Here is a 15,340-nt window from a genome sequence, read left to right as displayed (position 1 = left end):
CCCCAGTTCGGGGGGTCATGTGCCGGCGGTCAGTGCCGCGGCAGGGTGTCCTCGAGGTCGCCGTCGTCCGGGGCGGCATCGACCTGGAGCACCACGACGGTGACGTTGTCGCGGCCGCCGGCGACAACCGCGTCGCCGACGAGGCGTTCGGCGAGTCCCTGCGCACCGGCTTCTCGAGCCGCGATGCGCGCGATGCCGGCGTCGCCGAGCTCCTTCGTCAGGCCGTCGGAGCAGACGATGTACCGGTCGCCCGCGCGGAGCGGCAGGGTCCACCAGTCGGGCGCCGGCGGTTCGCCGAAGCCGACCGCGCGGGTGATGACGTTGCTGTCCGGGTGCTGTTCGGCGTCCTCGGCCCGCAGCAACCCGGCGTCGACCATCTCCTGCACCACGGAGTGGTCCACGGTGACGCGGCGCAGCACGCCGTCCTCGATCCGGTAGGTCCGGGAGTCGCCGACGTTGAAGACGAGGGCCGCCGGCTGGCCGAGCGACGCGACCAGGGCGATGCCGGTGACGGTCGTGCCCGCTCCGATCGCGTTGCCGCCGGCTGCGCGCTCGATGTCGGCCGTGGCGAGCAGCAGCGCCCGCTGGATGCCCTGCCGCGTGGTGAAGGGCTCCTGCGTCACCTGCTCGAGTCGACGCACGACGGCGTCGCTCGCGCGGTCGCCGGCGAGGTGTCCGCCCATGCCGTCGGCGACGACGAAGAACGGCGCCCCGACGATGTAGCTGTCCTCGTTGTGGTCACGGCGACGACCTACGTCGGTCGCGGCTCCCCACGAGAGCGTCAGGGTGGCGCCGTCGGCACCGGGGACGTCGATGGCGTGCGCAGTCGCTGCTCGGCCGAGTTCGGTCACGTTTCAGGATCGCTCTCTGGGGGTTCGGGGCGTGCCGTGTGCTGTCTGGTCGGTGGGCCACGGGGGAACCGGTGGGAACCCGTCCGCCGTCGGTGCGACCCGGAGGTACGGCGAGAGGACCTCGATGGCGTTGCCGTCACCGACCTCGACTACCGTACCCGTCAGCGCGACGATCGACGCACCCGATGCCATGCGGTACAGCGGCGCGCCGGCCGGTCGGACGACGGTGCCGTTCGTGGACCGCAGGTCCTGCACCACCACGGCTTCGCCTTCGGCGTGGATGCGGACGTGCGAGGACGACACCTGCCCGTTGGCAGACCGCACCGTCACGAGTTCCGGTTCGGGGCCACTGGTGATCCGCGGCAGCGACGGACGCCGTCCGATGACGACCGGGTGGTCCAGGCGGAAGGTGCGGTCGCCGATGCGGATCGACGGCACGCGCGCCGCGGGCGCGGCAGGGACGGACGGGAGGCCCGTGGCGGCTCCGGCGGGCACGCTCGGTCCGGCGGCGCTCCGGACACGGGCGCGGACGACCGTGTCCTCCGGGTCGGCTCCGTCGTCGGCTCTGTCGTCGGCAGGGTCGTCGGCTCTGTCGTCGGCACGGTCACCGACCGGTTCGGACGGCTCCGTGCGCGGCCGGATGACGGTGTCACCGAGCACGTCGTCGAAGCGATCGCCGCCCCCGGCACCGCGGGGTCGCCGGATGACGGTGTCCTCGATGTCGTCGTCGCGCAACCGGAGCCCTTCGGATGTGGTGTCCTCCACCGTAGACGATCCGGTCGACCCGTCGCACCGCACCGACGGCCGTCCGCGCCGGTCACGATCGGTGCCGGTCACGACGGGGCCCGGCCCACGTCGGCGCACTGCCGGCCAGGACCGACCGCAGGACCAGCCCGGCGAGCGGGTCGTCGGCACGGGTCTCGAGGGCGTAGCGCGCCCGTGTCTCGGCGCGGGCGGACGACCCGAGCGCCCACGCGCACCAGGCCCCGAGTGCGAGCGCACCTGCGGCTCCGGCCGTACAGTCCACCTGACCACCCTCGGCGCGCCAGACCCGCCAGGCCTCGGCACACCGGTCGCCGGCCGTGCGCAGCCGAGCACGGTCCGGTTCCGGTCCGAGGCCGTGCAACGCCGGCGGCGTCGGGTCATCGAACGGGTCGAACCCCCGGATGGCCCGCGGATCCGGCTGGTCTCGGGCGGCGAGGAACGGGATGAGCGCCATGCGGGTCGACAGCGCACCGCAGGCGGTGACGATCGCGATCGCGCCGACGCGGGAGCCAGCGCCGACGCCGGACGTGACCAGCGCTGCGGCCGCTGCCGGGAGGGTGACCGCCGCCGCGATCTCGCGAGGGAACCGGACTGCGGTGTGGTCGGGGGTGTGTGCCGTCAAGGGGATCATGCACGCCATCGAAGCGTGATCCGGGCCTCCAGTCAGGCACGAACCGACCACCTGTGGACAGCAGCGCCCCGGCCCGACCTGTGGAGGACGGGCCGGGGCGATGATCAGACGGTGACGGGCTCCAGGCTCTCGGCGACCAGGTCCCAGCCGGAGTCGCTGCGTTCGACCACGACGCCGTTCGCGGCGGCCCAGTCGACCAGGTCGTCCATGGTCGCGACGACCGCTCCGGTGCGCGCGAGCAGCGCGACGAGTCGGCCCTTCGCCGTCTTGTTCCAGTGGTTCAACGCCCGCCGCCGACCGGAGCCGTCGATGCTCACGACGCGCGGGGCGACCGCGTCCGGGACGGGACCGAGCTGGCGGTAGCCCTCGGACCGGAGGTCGAGCACCAGGCCGTCCGCCCGATCGGCCAAGACCCGGGACGAGGCCGCGGGCCAGTGCGACGCCAATCGGATCGTCCCGAGCCGGGAGTCGTGCGACAGGCGGTACGCCGGGATCGGGTCACCAGCACCGATCGGTCCGAACATGGCCGACTGCACGACCACGTGGTCGTGCCACCACGCCCGCGTCGACGCGTCGGCGGTCTGCGCGCCGAGGGGGTCGTAGAGCACCCCCGTGTAGCGCTCGATCGCCGGCATCGTGCCCGACGTGTCGAGCTCGAGGTTGCGGAACCGTTCGGCGATCGACTTCGGGCCGAGCTTCAGAGCCGTCCTGGCCGAGGACTCCTCGGAACTGACAGAGCGGGCCGCGGTGATCACCGCGGCCCGCTCTTCGGCCAGTTCCGGGAACGTGAGTGCACGCAGATCGAGCGTGCGGCTCGTGTCCCCACCCTCCCGCTTCGTCTCCGAAGGCGGGAGGAGGACGGTCAGTCCGGTCAGGACGCCAGCGCGGCCTGCCGCGCGACGATCGTCACCGTGTCGTGCTCCACCGACAGGAAGCCGTCTTCGGCGTCGACCGCGACGGTCGACCCATCGGCCCGCGTGATGCGGACCTGACCCTGCGCGAGGATCGCGAGCATCGGCTCGTGTCCCGCGAGGATGCCGATCTGGCCCTCTGTCGTGCGTGCGACGACCATGGTGGTGTCGCCGGACCAGACCTCACGGTCGGCCGAGACGACGCTCACGTTGAGACCCGCCATGTCAGCGGTTCTCCTTCTGGATCTGTGCCCACTTCTCTTCCACGTCGTTGATGCCACCGACGTTGAAGAACGCCTGCGTCGCAACGTGGTCGAACTCGCCGTCGGCGATGGCGCGGAAGGACTCGATGGTGTCCTTGAGCGGCACCGTGGAGCCCTCGACGCCCGTGAACTTCTTCGCCATGTACGTGTTCTGCGAGAGGAACTGCTGGATACGACGAGCGCGCTCGACCGTGATCTTGTCCTCTTCGGAGAGCTCGTCGACACCGAGGATGGCGATGATCTCCTGCAGTTCCTTGTTCTTCTGGAGGATCTGCTTGACGCGCGTGGCCGTCTCGTAGTGGTCGGCGCCCAGGTACCGCGGGTCCATGATCCGCGACGTCGAGGTCAGCGGGTCGATCGCGGGGTACAGACCCTGCGACGCGATCTCACGCGAGAGCTCGGTGGTTGCGTCGAGGTGCGCGAACGTGGTGGCCGGAGCCGGGTCGGTGTAGTCGTCAGCCGGCACGTAGATCGCCTGCAGCGAGGTGATCGAGTGACCACGCGTCGAGGTGATGCGCTCCTGGAGCACACCCATCTCGTCGGCGAGGTTGGGCTGGTAGCCCACGGCGGACGGCATGCGACCGAGCAGCGTCGAGACCTCGGAGCCGGCCTGCGTGAAGCGGAAGATGTTGTCGATGAAGAGGAGCACGTCCTGCTTCTGGACGTCGCGGAAGTACTCCGCCATCGTCAGCGCCGACAGGGCCACGCGGAGACGCGTTCCCGGCGGCTCGTCCATCTGGCCGAACACGAGGGCCGTCTTGTCGAAGACCCCCGCCTCTTCCATCTCACCGATGAGGTCGTTGCCCTCACGGGTGCGCTCACCGACACCGGCGAACACCGACACACCGCCGTGGTCCTGCGCAACGCGCTGGATCATCTCCTGGATGAGGACCGTCTTGCCGACGCCCGCACCACCGAAGAGGCCGATCTTGCCACCCTGCACGTACGGGGTGAGGAGGTCGATGGACTTGATACCGGTCTCGAACATCGAGGTCTTCGACTCGAGCTGGTCGAAGGCCGGGGCCTTGCGGTGGATCGGCCAGCGCTCGGTGATCTCGAGCTTCTCGTCCGTGTTGAGCACGTTCCCGAGGACGTCGAAGACCTTGCCCTTGGTGACGTCGCCGACGGGGACCGAGATCGGAGCGCCCGAGTCACGGACCTCCTGGCCACGGACCAGGCCGTCGGTCGGCTTCAGGGAGATGGCACGGACCAGGTCGTCGCCCAGGTGCTGGGCGACCTCGAGGCCGATCTCCTGCGACGAGTCACCGATGGTGATGGTCGTGAACAGGAGGTTGTACATCTCCGGGATTGCGTCGTGGGGGAACTCGATGTCGACGACGGGACCCGTGACACGGGCGATCCGGCCGACACCGGGCGCCGACGACGTCTCGACCGCGGTGGTTGCGGTGTCGGTCATGGCTGGTGCCTTCCTGAGGGTGGGTATCTGTCCGCGAACGACGCGGACTACTTCTTCTTCGACGAGAGGGCGTCGGCGCCGCCGACGATCTCGGAGATCTGCTGCGTGATCTCCGCCTGACGCGCGTTGTTCGCGAGTCGGGTGAAGTCACGGATCAGCGAGTCCGCGTTGTCGCTGGCCGCCTTCATCGCCTTCTGACGGGCGGCGTGCTCGGAAGCAGCCGACTGCAGCATGGCGTTGAAGATGCGGCTCTCGATGTAGACCGGGAGCAGCGAGTCGAGCACCGCATCGGCGTCCGGCTCGAACTCGTAGAGCGGCAGGGGCTCGTTGCCCTCGGGCTCCTCGACCCCTTCGACGACCTCGAGGGGCAGCAGGCGAACGACCTGCGGCTCCTGCGTGGCCATGCTGAGGAACCGGTTGAACACGATGTGGATCTCGTCCACGCCGCCCTCTGCGGTGTCCTGGAGGAACTTCGCCACGACGGCGTCGCCGATCTCCTTGGCCGTCGAGAACTCGGGCTGGTCGGTGTTGCCGACCCACTGCTGCTCCGACGCGCGCTCACGGAACGCGAAGTACCCGACGGACTTGCGGCCGACCAGGTAGTAGACGACGTCCTTGCCCTCGCTGCGGAGCAGGGAGGCGAGCTCCTCGCCCTGCTTGAGGACGTTCGTGCTGAACGCGCCGTTCAGGCCGCGGTCCGAGGTGAAGAGCACCACGGCCGCACGGGTCGAGGACTCCGGCTCGGTGGTCAGCACGTGGTCGACGTTCGAGAACGTCGCCACGGCCGACACCGCACGCGTCACAGCTCGCGAGTACGGGCCGGACGCAGCCATGCGGGCCTGCGCCTTCTGGATCCGCGACGCCGAGATCAGTTCCATCGCGCGAGTGACCTTCTTCGTGGTCTTCGCGGACTTGATTCGCTGTCGGTAGACCCGGACCTGCGCTGCCATCTAGCGACGACCCTTGACGATCTGCTCCTGGTCGACGTCCTCGGAGTCTGCCGCGTCGAACTGCTCGGAGCCGAGGGTCTTGCCGTCGCTCGTCTGGAAGCTCTTCGTGAACTCGTCGATCTGCTTCGACATCTCGGCGACGGTCTCGTCGCTGAGCTGGTTCGTCTCGCGCAGGGTCGTGAGGACCTCGGAGTTGCGACGCAGGTGGTCGAGCAGTTCGGACTCGAAGCGCAGCACGTCCGGCACCGGGACGGTGTCGAGCTTGCCGTTGGTGCCGGCCCAGATCGAGACGACCTGCTCCTCGACCGGGTACGGCGAGTACTGCGGCTGCTTGAGGAGCTCGGTCAGGCGGGCGCCACGGTCCAGCTGACGACGCGACGCCTGGTCGAGGTCGGACGCGAACATCGCGAACGCCTCGAGGGAGCGGTACTGCGCCAGCTCGAGCTTCAGCGTGCCGGAGACCTTCTTGATCGACTTCACCTGGGCGTCACCACCGACGCGGGACACCGAGATGCCCACGTCGACGGCCGGACGCTGGTTCGCGTTGAAGAGGTCCGACTGCAGGAAGATCTGGCCGTCGGTGATGGAGATGACGTTGGTCGGGATGTACGCCGAGACGTCGTTCGCCTTGGTCTCGATGATCGGGAGACCCGTCATCGAACCGGCGCCGAGCTCGTCGGACAGCTTCGCGCAACGCTCCAGCAGACGGGAGTGCAGGTAGAAGACGTCACCCGGGTACGCCTCGCGCCCCGGCGGACGACGCAGGAGGAGCGACACGGCGCGGTAGGCCTCGGCCTGCTTCGACAGGTCGTCGAAGATGATGAGGACGTGCTTGCCGGAGTACATCCAGTGCTGGCCGATGGCCGAGCCGGTGTACGGGGCGAGGTACTTGAAGCCGGCCGGGTCGGACGCGGGGGCGGCGACGATGGTGGTGTACTCCATCGCGCCGGCGTCCTCGAGCGCACCCTTGACGGAGGCGATCGTGGAACCCTTCTGACCGATGGCGACGTAGATGCAGCGGACCTGCTTGTCCTCGTCGCCGGACTCCCAGTTGGCCTTCTGGTTGATGATCGTGTCGATCGCGATGGCCGTCTTGCCGGTCTGGCGGTCGCCGATGATCAGCTGTCGCTGACCACGGCCGACGGGGATCATCGCGTCGATGGCCTTGATGCCGGTCTGCAGCGGCTGGTGGACCGACTTGCGGGCCATGACGCCGGGAGCCTGGAGCTCGAGGGCGCGACGGCCCTCGGCAGCGATCTCGCCGAGACCGTCGATCGGGGCGCCGAGCGGGTCGACGACGCGACCGAGGAAGGCGTCGCCGACGGGGGCGGAGAGGACCTCACCCGTGCGGGTGACCTCCATGCCTTCTTCGATGCCGGCGAACTCGCCGAGCACGATGGCGCCGATCGAGTCTTCATCGAGGTTCTGCGCGAGGCCGAGCGTGCCGTCCGCGAAGCGGATGAGCTCGTTGGCCATGACGCCGGGGAGGCCCTCGACGTGCGCGATGCCGTCGCCGGCGTCGGTGACGTGCCCGACCTCGGCCGTGGAGGCCTTCGTCGGCTCGTAGTTCGAGACGAAGTCCTTCAGGGCATCACGGATCTCATCGGGGCTGATGGTGATGTCTGCCATGGGATTTTCCTTGTGGTTTTCCGGGGCCCTTCGGCTCCGAGAGGGTGACGCTGCCGGACTCGGCAGTTCCCGTTGTGGACTTGGGAGGAGCGGCTTCGACCGTACGCCTAGCCGGCGAGCTGGAGCCGGAGCTCCGAGAGCCGCGTGGACACGGTGCCGTCGATGACGTCGCCGCCGATCTGCACCCGGACCCCGCCGACGACCGTGGGGTCGACGACCTGGTTGATGCTGATGTCCTTGCCGTAACGCTCGGCCAGACCGCGTGCAACGCGTGCCGACTGGGCGGTCGTGAGTGCCGTGGCGGTGACCACGGTCGCGACGAGCTTGCCGTCCTGCTCGGCCACGATGCGCGAGGCATCGCGGACGAGTTCACCGATGCGGCGGCCGCGAGGCTGCTGCACGAGCGCGGAGACGATCGTCACGGTCTGCTGCGACGCCTTGGGGCCGAGGAGCCGCTCGACGAGCGCGCCCTTCTGCGCCGCGCTGCCGAGCTTCGTGCCGAGTGCCAGCTCCAGGCCGGCGTCCGAACGGACAGCGGTCTCGAAGGCGAACAGCTCGGACTCGATCGGCGAGTCGGTACCCGCGGTGGCGGCGACGGCGCGGATGCCCGCGTCCTCGATGCCGGCGAGCAGGTCCTGGTGCGAGGACCAGCGCGAGCCGGCCACCGCGGTCAGGACCGCACGAGTCGCGTGCGACTGACCGGCGAAGACGCGGTCGATGAGGACCTTCTTGCCGGCCGGGTCGGCCGTCGGGTCGGACAGCAGCCCGAGCAGCTGCGGCGCACCGGCGATCGCACGCCCGGAGGCGAGGATCTCGGCACCCACGGCCAGGTCGGCGCTCGAACCGAGGTCCGAGAGCACCGCCCTGGTGGACGCGAGTGCTTCTCTGGTAGCGCTGCGCATGCTCAGTGCTCCCCCGTCTTCGTGGCCTGCGAGGCCTCGAGGTCGGCGAGGAAGCGGTCGACGACTGCCGACGACTTGGCGTCGTCCTTGAGCGATTCGCCGATCACACCGGACGCGAGGTCGAGGGCAAGGGTGCCCACCTCGGACCGGAGGGACTGGACGGCGCTCTGACGCTCGGCTTCGATCTGCGCCTGGGCGTTGGCCGTGATGCGTGCTGCATCGGCCGCTGCCTGCTCGCGGACCTCGTTGCCGATCGCCGTGGCGTCGGCGCGGGCCTGCTCACGGATGCGGGACGCCTCGGAGCGGGCGTCGGCGAGCTGCTTGTTGTACTCGTCGAGCGCAGCAGCGGCCTGCTCCTGAGCAGCCTCTGCCTTCTTGATGCCACCCTCGATGGCCTCAGTGCGCTCATCGAGCATCTTCGTGATGCGCGGCGTGACGACACGCCACATCACCAGGAAGATGATGACGAAGGCCACCGCGGACCACACGATGTCGTACACCGGCGGAATGAGGGGGTTGTGCGTCTCCTCCGCCGCGATGATGAGTGCGTTGTGCATCGAGGAACCTTAGTTGGTGAAGATGAAGTACGTGGCGATGCCGATGAAGGCCAGGGCCTCGGTGAAGGCGATACCGATGTACATGAGGGTCGTCAGGCGGCCCTGGAGCTCGGGCTGGCGGGCGACGGACTCGATCGTCTTGCCGACGACGATGCCAACACCGATGGCCGGGCCGATCGCAGCGAGGCCGTAGCCAACCGTCGCGATGTTGCCGTTGATCTCCGCGAGAACGGTCGTTGCGTCCACGTGTTTTCCTTTCGAGGTGCGGGTCCGACGGTTGCCGGTCCCGTAGGGGGTCAGTGAGGAATCAGTGCTCGTCAGCCAGCGCCAGCTGGATGTAGACGGCGGTGAGGAGCATGAAGACGTAGGCCTGCAGCAGCGCGACGAGGATCTCGAAGAAGCTGAACGCGATGCCGAACGCGAGGGTCCCGACACCGAAGGCCTTGAAGCCGAGCGAAGCGTCGAAGAAGAAGAACTGCGTCGCCGAGAAGAACAGGACGAGCAGCAGGTGCCCGACGACCATGTTCATCAGGAGTCGCAGGGTGAGCGTCACCGGACGGAGCACGAAGGTCGAGACGAGCTCGATCGGCGTCACGATGATGTAGAGGAACCACGGCACCCCGGGCGGGAAGAGCGAGTTCCGGAGGAACGTGCCCGGGTGCTTGCGGAGGCCGGCGTAGATGAACGCGACGTAGGCGACGATCGCGAGGATCATCGGCATCGCGATGCGACTGGTGCCGGCGAGGTTCATGCCCGGGATCAGACCGGTCAGGTTCATGAACAGCACGCCGAAGAAGATCGTCGCCAGGAGCGGCAGGAATCGCTTGCCGTCCTTCTCTCCGAGGTTGTCGAAGGTGTTGCGACGAACGACGTCGAACGCGTACTCGATGAACGCCTGACCGCGGTTCGGGACGAGCTTCAGCGCGCGGGTTCCCACGAAGGCGAACACCAGGAGCACGGCGACGGCGAAGAAACGGATGAGGACGACCCGATCGATCTCGAACGGCGTCCCTGCGAAGAAGATCGCATCCGGGAAGAACTCGTTGATCGACGGACCATGGAACTCGGCGGCCTTGCTGCTCCCCGCCGCAACGGTGTCAACCGCAGCAGAGAGGGACAGGGGAAGAGCGTGGGATAGCAGCGCTGTCTCCTGTGTCGGCGCGCGCACATCATGGCACGCGATGGTGGACGTTGTGGAGGCTTGCCCGCTCCGAGCGAAAGGCTCCGGTGGCGGACTCCGAGAAGCCTATCAGGTGCGAGAGGCTTCCCGGCTTCTCAGTTGCGGGGGGTCGGGTTCTCAGCGTCCGCGGAGCCACCGGACCCGTCACCGGGCAGCTCCACGCCGATCGGGACGCGGGCCTTCGCCACCGCGACGACGTCGATGACCAGGGAGCCGACGACCCCCGCGATGATCACGATCGCGAGCACCGGAAAGTCCACCCAGGTGCGGTCCTTCAGCGCCACCAGCAGCACGATGAACACGATGAACTTGAGCAGCCAGGTGCCCATCACAATGCCGAAGAAGGCACCCGAGATCATCTGCCCCTTGGACACGCGCAGCGCGACGAGGACACTGACCGCGGTGAGGCCGAGGAACACCACGCTGAGCACGGCTCCGAGCAGGCCGCCGACGAGCCCGGGAGTGTCGGCGACGAGCAGTCCCACGACTCCCCCGACGATCGCGAGGGCGACCGCGAGCACGGCGCCCCACGTGATGATGCGGCGGAACACCGGCCGGACGTGGTCGAGCGCGTTCGGTGCGGTCACGTGATGTCTCCTGGGATCGTGCGGTCGTTGGCGGCCCGGTCGAGCGGGTCGAGGCTGGCGTCCACCACGGCGGCGGAGCGGTTGGCGGTCTGGGCGGCGATCTCGGTGCGCTTCCGGCCGAGCGGCGCGAACGTGGCGACGGCGCACACGGTGAAGCCGACCGCGACGAAGGCGACCACCCAGTACCAGTCCACGAACAGGAACAGCAGGCACCCGACCGCGACGGTGGCGGTCCACGCGTAGAAGATCAGCACGGCGTGGAAGTGCGAGTGCCCCATGTCGAGCAGGCGGTGGTGCAGGTGCTTGCGGTCGGCCGAGAACGGTGACTTGCCGGCGCTGAGCCGACGGGTGACCGCCAGGCCGAAGTCCAGGATCGGCACGATCAGGATCGCGAAGGGCAGCAGGATCGGGATGAACGCCGGCAGCAGCGCCTGGCGTGTCTGCACCGCTGCGGGATCGATGTTGCCCGTGACCGACACGGCGCTGGTGGCCATCAGGAAGCCGACGAGCAGCGCTCCGGCGTCGCCCATGAAGAGCTTCGCGGGGTGCCAGTTCAGGATGAGGAACCCGAAGCAGGAGCCGACGAGCACCGCGGTCAGCAGTGACGGCAGGTTGAAGAAGAACTCGGTCTGCACGACCACGCGGTTGATGAAGAACGTGTAGAGGAAGAACACCCCGCCGGCGATGATCGCGACCCCGGCGACCAGGCCGTCGAGTCCGTCGATGAAGTTCACCGCGTTCATCACGAGCACCACCGCCAGCACCGTGAAGATCAGGCTCATGTACGACGAGCCCACGCCCAGGGTGTTGCCGATCGGCAGCGACACGATCGCGACGCCCTGCCAGGCGAGGATGCCCGCAGCGATGATCTGCCCGGCGAGCTTCGTCATCCAGTCGAGGTCCCAGATGTCGTCAGCGACACCCAGCACCACGATGATCGTCGCGCCCCCGAGCACCGCCAGCACGCGCCCGGGTTCGGAGAACACGAGCCGGAAGTAGTCGGTCCCCGCGATCGACGGGAACAGGAACCACGCCGCCAGCAGCGACACGATGACGCCGATGTACATCGCGATCCCGCCGAGGCGCGGAGTCGGCGTGCGGTGCACGTCTCGCTCGCGCACCTGGGGGTACCACTTGTACTTGAGACCGAGCTTCCACACCAGCACGCTGACCAGGAAGCTCACGACCGCGGCGATCGCCCCCGCCAGCAGGTAGTACTTCATCCGACGAGGTCGGCTCCGACGACCCGGATGATCTCGTCGTCGGAGATCACCCCGTGCCGGACGATGCGGAGCTTCCCGCCGTCCGACAGCCCCGTCGCGTCGACGATCGTCGACCCGGTGGAGGCCTCGAAGCCCTCGTGCTCCCCGATCGCGCCGCCGTCCAGGTACACGGCGACGCTGTCGCCGAGCATCCGCTCCGCGGCGTCGACGTCCATCGCGGCCGGGTCGCCGGTCGAGTTCGCGGACGAGACCGCGAGCGGACCGACCTCCTGCAGGAGCTCGAGCGCGATCCGCGAGTCCGGCATCCGCAGGGCGACCGTGCCCCGCGTCTCGCCGAGGTCCCAGTCGAGCGACGGCTGCGCGCGCAGGATCACGGTCAGGCCGCCGGGCCAGAACTCGGCGACGAGGTCGCGCACCTGCTGCGGCACGTCGCTCGCGAGCGCGTCGAGCGTCGGCGGGCCGGGGATCAACACCGGCGGCGGCGACTGCCGCGTCCGGCCCTTCGCGTCGAGCAGTCGCTGGACGGCGGCCGCGTTGAAGGCGTCCGCGGCGAGGCCGTAGACGGTGTCGGTGGGGACGACGACGAGGTCTCCGCGCCCGAGGGCGGCACGTGCGAGCCGCATCCCGGTCAGGAGCCCGTCGGAGTCGGTGCAGTCGTATCGGGATGCCATGACTCGACGATGATAGTGCGACACAATGGAGGACATCGTGAACGAGACCCCTGCGCCCCACCTCCTGTTCCTCTTCGACATGGACGACGTCCTGGTCCGGTACGACTGGCAGGTGCGGATGGCCGCACTCTCCGAGTTCACCGGACACGAGTTCGAGGAGCTCCGACGCCGCTGGTGGGACTGCGGCCACGAGATGCGTGCCGAGGCCGGTGACTTCGCCGACGGCGACGAGTACCTCGCCGCGTTCGAGCGGGCCATGGAGTGCGACGTCCCGGAGGCCGAGTGGGCGCGCATCCGCGGGTCCGCGATGACCGAGCTGCCGGAGCGCATCGAGGCCGTCCGGATCGCGAGCGAGCACGGGCGTGTCGGCCTGCTCACCAACAACGGGCCGCTCGCGGGGCGGTGGATCCACCAGTGGGCGCCGTCACTGCCGGGGCTGTTCGGCGAGCACCTGGACACGTCGAGCAACTTCGGCGCCCGCAAGCCCGAGCCCGAGGTCTTCCTCCGCGCGATGGAGCACCACCGCGTGCCCGCCGAGCGCACGTTCTTCGCCGACGACATGCCGGAGAACATCGCGGGTGCCCGGAGCGTCGGCATCCACGCGGTCCTGGTCGAGCGCGACACCGACCTGCGCGAGCACGTCCGCGCCTTCGTCGCGCAGCAGCGCGAGGCCTCCCCCGTCGCCTGATCCTTCCCATCACGTTCGCGATGGCAACAAGCAACGGGCGTACCTGGTCGTTCTGAACGGCCAGGTACGCCCGTTTCCGCTCGGTAACGCCAAGCACGCCACACGACCGGGAGGCCCGGGGTGCGTCCGCCTACCGGGTCGCGGTGGTCGTGCGGTCGCGACCCGTCAAGTCGACGTGCGTCTCCGGGGTCCGGAACCCCCGTCGCGCCAGGACCTCGCGGACGCCGGCGCCCTGCGGCTCGGCGTGCTCGATGACGAGCACCCCGCCGGGCACGAGCAACCGCCACGCCGTCTCGGCCAGGGCGCGCACGGCGTCGAGGCCGTCCGGACCGCCGTACAGCGCCATCGCGGGATCGTGGTCGCGGACCTCGGGGTCGATCGGGATTGCGTCGTCCGGCACGTACGGCGGGTTCGACACCACGACGGACACGGTGCCGTCGAGTTCGGGCAGCGCGTCGGCGAGGTCTCCCTCGACGAGTCGCACCGTGCCGCCGTGGGCGTCGGTGTTCCGGCGAGTCCAGGGCAGGGCCTCGGGCGACCGTTCGACGGCGTACACGACGGCGTTCGGCACCTCGGTGTCCATGGCGATGGCGATCGCACCGCTGCCGGAGCCGAGGTCGACCGCGATCGGCGCCGGCACCGCGACGGCTCGGAGCGCGTCGATGCCGAACTGCACGACGCCCTCGGTCTCGGGACGGGGCACGAACACGCCGGGTCCGACCGCCAGGGTCAGTGCCCGGAAGTACGCCTGCCCGGTGATGTGCTGCAGCGGCTCGCGGGTGCTCCGTCGGGCGATCGCGTGCCGGAAGCGCTCGACGTGCTCCGGAGCGATCGCGCCGCCGGTCATCGCGCGGGCCTGCACGGCACCGCGCGAGGTGTCGGTCGCCCACGCGAGCAGCAGCTCGGCGTCGACCTGGGGCGTCGGGACGCCGGACGCGACGAGCGCCGCGGCCGCCTGCTCGAGCAGGCGATCCGCGGCGTACGTGAGGGGCGTGTCGGACACGAGCCGGGCCTCCAGGCGGGGTGAGCGGTTACGCGTCCTGGTCGCCGATGGCGGCCAGACGTGCCTCTTCGTCCGCCTGGATGGCGGACTGGACGACGGGCTCGAGCGCACCGTTCATGACGCGGTCCAGGTCGTACGCCTTGTAGCCGGTGCGGTGGTCCGCGATCCGGTTCTCCGGGAAGTTGTACGTCCGGATGCGCTCCGAACGGTCCATCCCGCGGATCTGCGACTTGCGCGCGTCCGAGGCGATCGCGTCGAGCTCCTCCTGCTGCCGCGCGAGGATGCGTGCACGGAGAACGCGCATGCCGGCCTCACGGTTCTGGAGCTGCGACTTCTCGTTCTGCATCGCCACCGTGATGCCCGTGGGCAGGTGGGTGATGCGGACCGCGGAGTCCGTCGTGTTGACGGACTGCCCGCCGGGACCGGAGGACCGGTACACGTCGATCTTCAGGTCGTTCTGGTTGATCGCGACCTCTTCGGGCTCGTCGACCTCGGGGAACACCAGCACGCCGGTCGTCGAGGTGTGGATGCGCCCCTGCGACTCGGTCTGCGGCACGCGCTGCACACGGTGCACGCCGCCCTCGTACTTCAGGTGCGCCCAGACGCCCTGCGACGGGTCGGTCGTGTTCGACTTGATCGCGACCTGGACGTCCTTGTAGCCACCCAGGTCGGACTCGGTGCGCTCGAGGAGCTCGACCTTCCAGCCCTTGGTCTCGGCGTAGTGCGAGTACATGCGCAGGAGGTCGGCCGCGAACAGCGCCGATTCCTCGCCGCCCTCGCCGCCCTTGATCTCCATGATCACGTCGCGCCCGTCGTCGGGGTCGCGCGGGATGAGCAGCCGGCGGAGACGCTCCTGGCGCTCCGCCAACTGCTCCTCGAGCTCGGGGACCTCGTCCGCGAACGCCGAGTCCTCACGCGCGAGCTCCTGGGCGGCGGCGAGGTCGTCCCCCGCCGCCTGCCAGGACTCGTACGCGGACTTGATCTGGTTGAGCTCGGCGTAGCGCCGGTTCACCTTCTTCGCCCGGGCCGCATCGGCGTGGAGCGCGGGGTCCGACAGCTGCTGCGTCAGGTCCTCGTGTTCCGCCAGCAGCCCTGCCACCGACTCGAACACG

At 69.3% G+C, this 15,340-nt stretch carries 18 protein-coding genes; 1 reads left to right on the top strand and 17 read right to left on the bottom strand.

All coding sequences use genetic code 11. The features are described 5' to 3' along the window. Nucleotides 1-29: 29 nt before the first annotated feature. The 15 genes from EDF23_RS01035 to EDF23_RS00965 form a co-directional block, all read right to left on the bottom strand. Nucleotides 30-851, bottom strand: a complete 822-nt coding sequence (locus EDF23_RS01035) for a protein phosphatase 2C domain-containing protein (protein ID WP_123294286.1) — start codon at nucleotides 849-851, stop codon at nucleotides 30-32. A gap of 3 nt (nucleotides 852-854) precedes the next feature. Further along, nucleotides 855-1,616, bottom strand: coding sequence for an FHA domain-containing protein (locus tag EDF23_RS19530; protein WP_243648769.1), 762 nt, complete (start codon nucleotides 1,614-1,616; stop codon nucleotides 855-857). Nucleotides 1,617-1,668: 52 nt separating this feature from the next. Further along, the gene (locus tag EDF23_RS19065; RefSeq protein WP_165900971.1) at nucleotides 1,669-2,247 is read right to left on the bottom strand and encodes a hypothetical protein; all 579 of its coding nucleotides are present in this window, start codon (nucleotides 2,245-2,247) and stop codon (nucleotides 1,669-1,671) included. A 104-nt stretch (nucleotides 2,248-2,351) separates the two neighbouring features. Beyond that, nucleotides 2,352-3,113: a peroxide stress protein YaaA gene (yaaA, locus tag EDF23_RS01020; protein ID WP_123937772.1), complete on the bottom strand. Its 762-nt coding sequence runs from the start codon at nucleotides 3,111-3,113 to the stop codon at nucleotides 2,352-2,354. A 5-nt stretch (nucleotides 3,114-3,118) separates the two neighbouring features. Continuing rightward, complete coding sequence (locus EDF23_RS01015; RefSeq protein WP_017885743.1) at nucleotides 3,119-3,382, bottom strand: F0F1 ATP synthase subunit epsilon; 264 nt, start codon at nucleotides 3,380-3,382, stop codon at nucleotides 3,119-3,121. A 1-nt stretch (nucleotide 3,383) separates the two neighbouring features. Then, nucleotides 3,384-4,838, bottom strand: coding sequence for a F0F1 ATP synthase subunit beta (atpD, locus tag EDF23_RS01010; RefSeq protein WP_065959250.1), 1,455 nt, complete (start codon nucleotides 4,836-4,838; stop codon nucleotides 3,384-3,386). Between the two features lie 47 nt (nucleotides 4,839-4,885). Further along, a complete protein-coding gene (locus EDF23_RS01005; RefSeq protein ID WP_123339744.1) occupies nucleotides 4,886-5,788 on the bottom strand; it encodes a F0F1 ATP synthase subunit gamma in 903 nt (300 codons plus the stop codon). Continuing rightward, nucleotides 5,789-7,417: a F0F1 ATP synthase subunit alpha gene (gene atpA, locus EDF23_RS01000; RefSeq protein ID WP_123339745.1), complete on the bottom strand. Its 1,629-nt coding sequence runs from the start codon at nucleotides 7,415-7,417 to the stop codon at nucleotides 5,789-5,791. It abuts the gene before it with no gap. Nucleotides 7,418-7,524: 107 nt separating this feature from the next. Then, a complete protein-coding gene (locus EDF23_RS00995; RefSeq protein WP_123294281.1) occupies nucleotides 7,525-8,319 on the bottom strand; it encodes a F0F1 ATP synthase subunit delta in 795 nt (264 codons plus the stop codon). A 2-nt stretch (nucleotides 8,320-8,321) separates the two neighbouring features. Beyond that, on the bottom strand, nucleotides 8,322-8,876 hold the full coding sequence (locus EDF23_RS00990) for a F0F1 ATP synthase subunit B (RefSeq protein WP_123294280.1): 555 nt from the start codon (nucleotides 8,874-8,876) through the stop codon (nucleotides 8,322-8,324). A gap of 9 nt (nucleotides 8,877-8,885) precedes the next feature. Continuing rightward, nucleotides 8,886-9,122, bottom strand: coding sequence for an ATP synthase F0 subunit C (gene atpE, locus EDF23_RS00985; RefSeq protein ID WP_027465781.1), 237 nt, complete (start codon nucleotides 9,120-9,122; stop codon nucleotides 8,886-8,888). Between the two features lie 61 nt (nucleotides 9,123-9,183). Further along, a complete protein-coding gene (atpB, locus tag EDF23_RS00980) occupies nucleotides 9,184-9,996 on the bottom strand; it encodes a F0F1 ATP synthase subunit A (protein WP_111084153.1) in 813 nt (270 codons plus the stop codon). A 155-nt stretch (nucleotides 9,997-10,151) separates the two neighbouring features. Continuing rightward, nucleotides 10,152-10,643, bottom strand: coding sequence for a hypothetical protein (locus tag EDF23_RS00975; protein ID WP_131920033.1), 492 nt, complete (start codon nucleotides 10,641-10,643; stop codon nucleotides 10,152-10,154). Next, nucleotides 10,640-11,866, bottom strand: coding sequence for an MraY family glycosyltransferase (locus EDF23_RS00970; protein ID WP_111083866.1), 1,227 nt, complete (start codon nucleotides 11,864-11,866; stop codon nucleotides 10,640-10,642). Before EDF23_RS00970 ends, EDF23_RS00975 begins: the two co-directional genes overlap by 4 nt. Then, on the bottom strand, nucleotides 11,863-12,537 hold the full coding sequence (locus EDF23_RS00965) for an L-threonylcarbamoyladenylate synthase (RefSeq protein WP_123294277.1): 675 nt from the start codon (nucleotides 12,535-12,537) through the stop codon (nucleotides 11,863-11,865). Before EDF23_RS00965 ends, EDF23_RS00970 begins: the two co-directional genes overlap by 4 nt. Nucleotides 12,538-12,574: 37 nt before the next feature. Between EDF23_RS00965 and EDF23_RS00960 the strand changes: the two genes are divergently transcribed. Continuing rightward, nucleotides 12,575-13,225: an HAD family phosphatase gene (locus EDF23_RS00960; protein ID WP_165900970.1), complete on the top strand. Its 651-nt coding sequence runs from the start codon at nucleotides 12,575-12,577 to the stop codon at nucleotides 13,223-13,225. 130 nt (nucleotides 13,226-13,355) lie between these two features. On the opposite strand, the gene prmC is transcribed toward EDF23_RS00960, so the two are convergent. Further along, the gene (gene prmC / locus EDF23_RS00955) at nucleotides 13,356-14,228 is read right to left on the bottom strand and encodes a peptide chain release factor N(5)-glutamine methyltransferase (RefSeq protein WP_123294275.1); all 873 of its coding nucleotides are present in this window, start codon (nucleotides 14,226-14,228) and stop codon (nucleotides 13,356-13,358) included. A 28-nt stretch (nucleotides 14,229-14,256) separates the two neighbouring features. Next, on the bottom strand, nucleotides 14,257-15,339 hold the full coding sequence (gene prfA / locus EDF23_RS00950) for a peptide chain release factor 1 (RefSeq protein WP_123294274.1): 1,083 nt from the start codon (nucleotides 15,337-15,339) through the stop codon (nucleotides 14,257-14,259). Nucleotide 15,340 lies beyond the last annotated feature (1 nt).

This window comes from Curtobacterium sp. PhB128 (genome assembly GCF_004340725.1).
Taxonomy (GTDB): domain Bacteria; phylum Actinomycetota; class Actinomycetes; order Actinomycetales; family Microbacteriaceae; genus Curtobacterium.
This window is presented reverse-complemented; position numbering and strand designations above follow the sequence as displayed.

Bases quoted from the DNA above. Each gene is read 5' to 3' on its own strand.
- EDF23_RS00995 (WP_123294281.1), bottom strand. From the start codon at position 8,319: ATGCGCAGCGCTACCAGAGAAGCACTCGCGTCCACCAGGGCGGTGCTC.
- EDF23_RS00970 (WP_111083866.1), bottom strand. From the start codon at position 11,866: ATGAAGTACTACCTGCTGGCGGGGGCGATCGCCGCGGTCGTGAGCTTC.
- EDF23_RS19065 (WP_165900971.1), bottom strand. From the start codon at position 2,247: ATGATCCCCTTGACGGCACACACCCCCGACCACACCGCAGTCCGGTTC.
- EDF23_RS00965 (WP_123294277.1), bottom strand. From the start codon at position 12,537: ATGGCATCCCGATACGACTGCACCGACTCCGACGGGCTCCTGACCGGG.
- EDF23_RS00990 (WP_123294280.1), bottom strand. From the start codon at position 8,876: ATGCACAACGCACTCATCATCGCGGCGGAGGAGACGCACAACCCCCTC.
- EDF23_RS01015 (WP_017885743.1), bottom strand. From the start codon at position 3,382: ATGGCGGGTCTCAACGTGAGCGTCGTCTCGGCCGACCGTGAGGTCTGG.
- atpD (WP_065959250.1), bottom strand. From the start codon at position 4,838: ATGACCGACACCGCAACCACCGCGGTCGAGACGTCGTCGGCGCCCGGT.
- atpA (WP_123339745.1), bottom strand. From the start codon at position 7,417: ATGGCAGACATCACCATCAGCCCCGATGAGATCCGTGATGCCCTGAAG.
- EDF23_RS01005 (WP_123339744.1), bottom strand. From the start codon at position 5,788: ATGGCAGCGCAGGTCCGGGTCTACCGACAGCGAATCAAGTCCGCGAAG.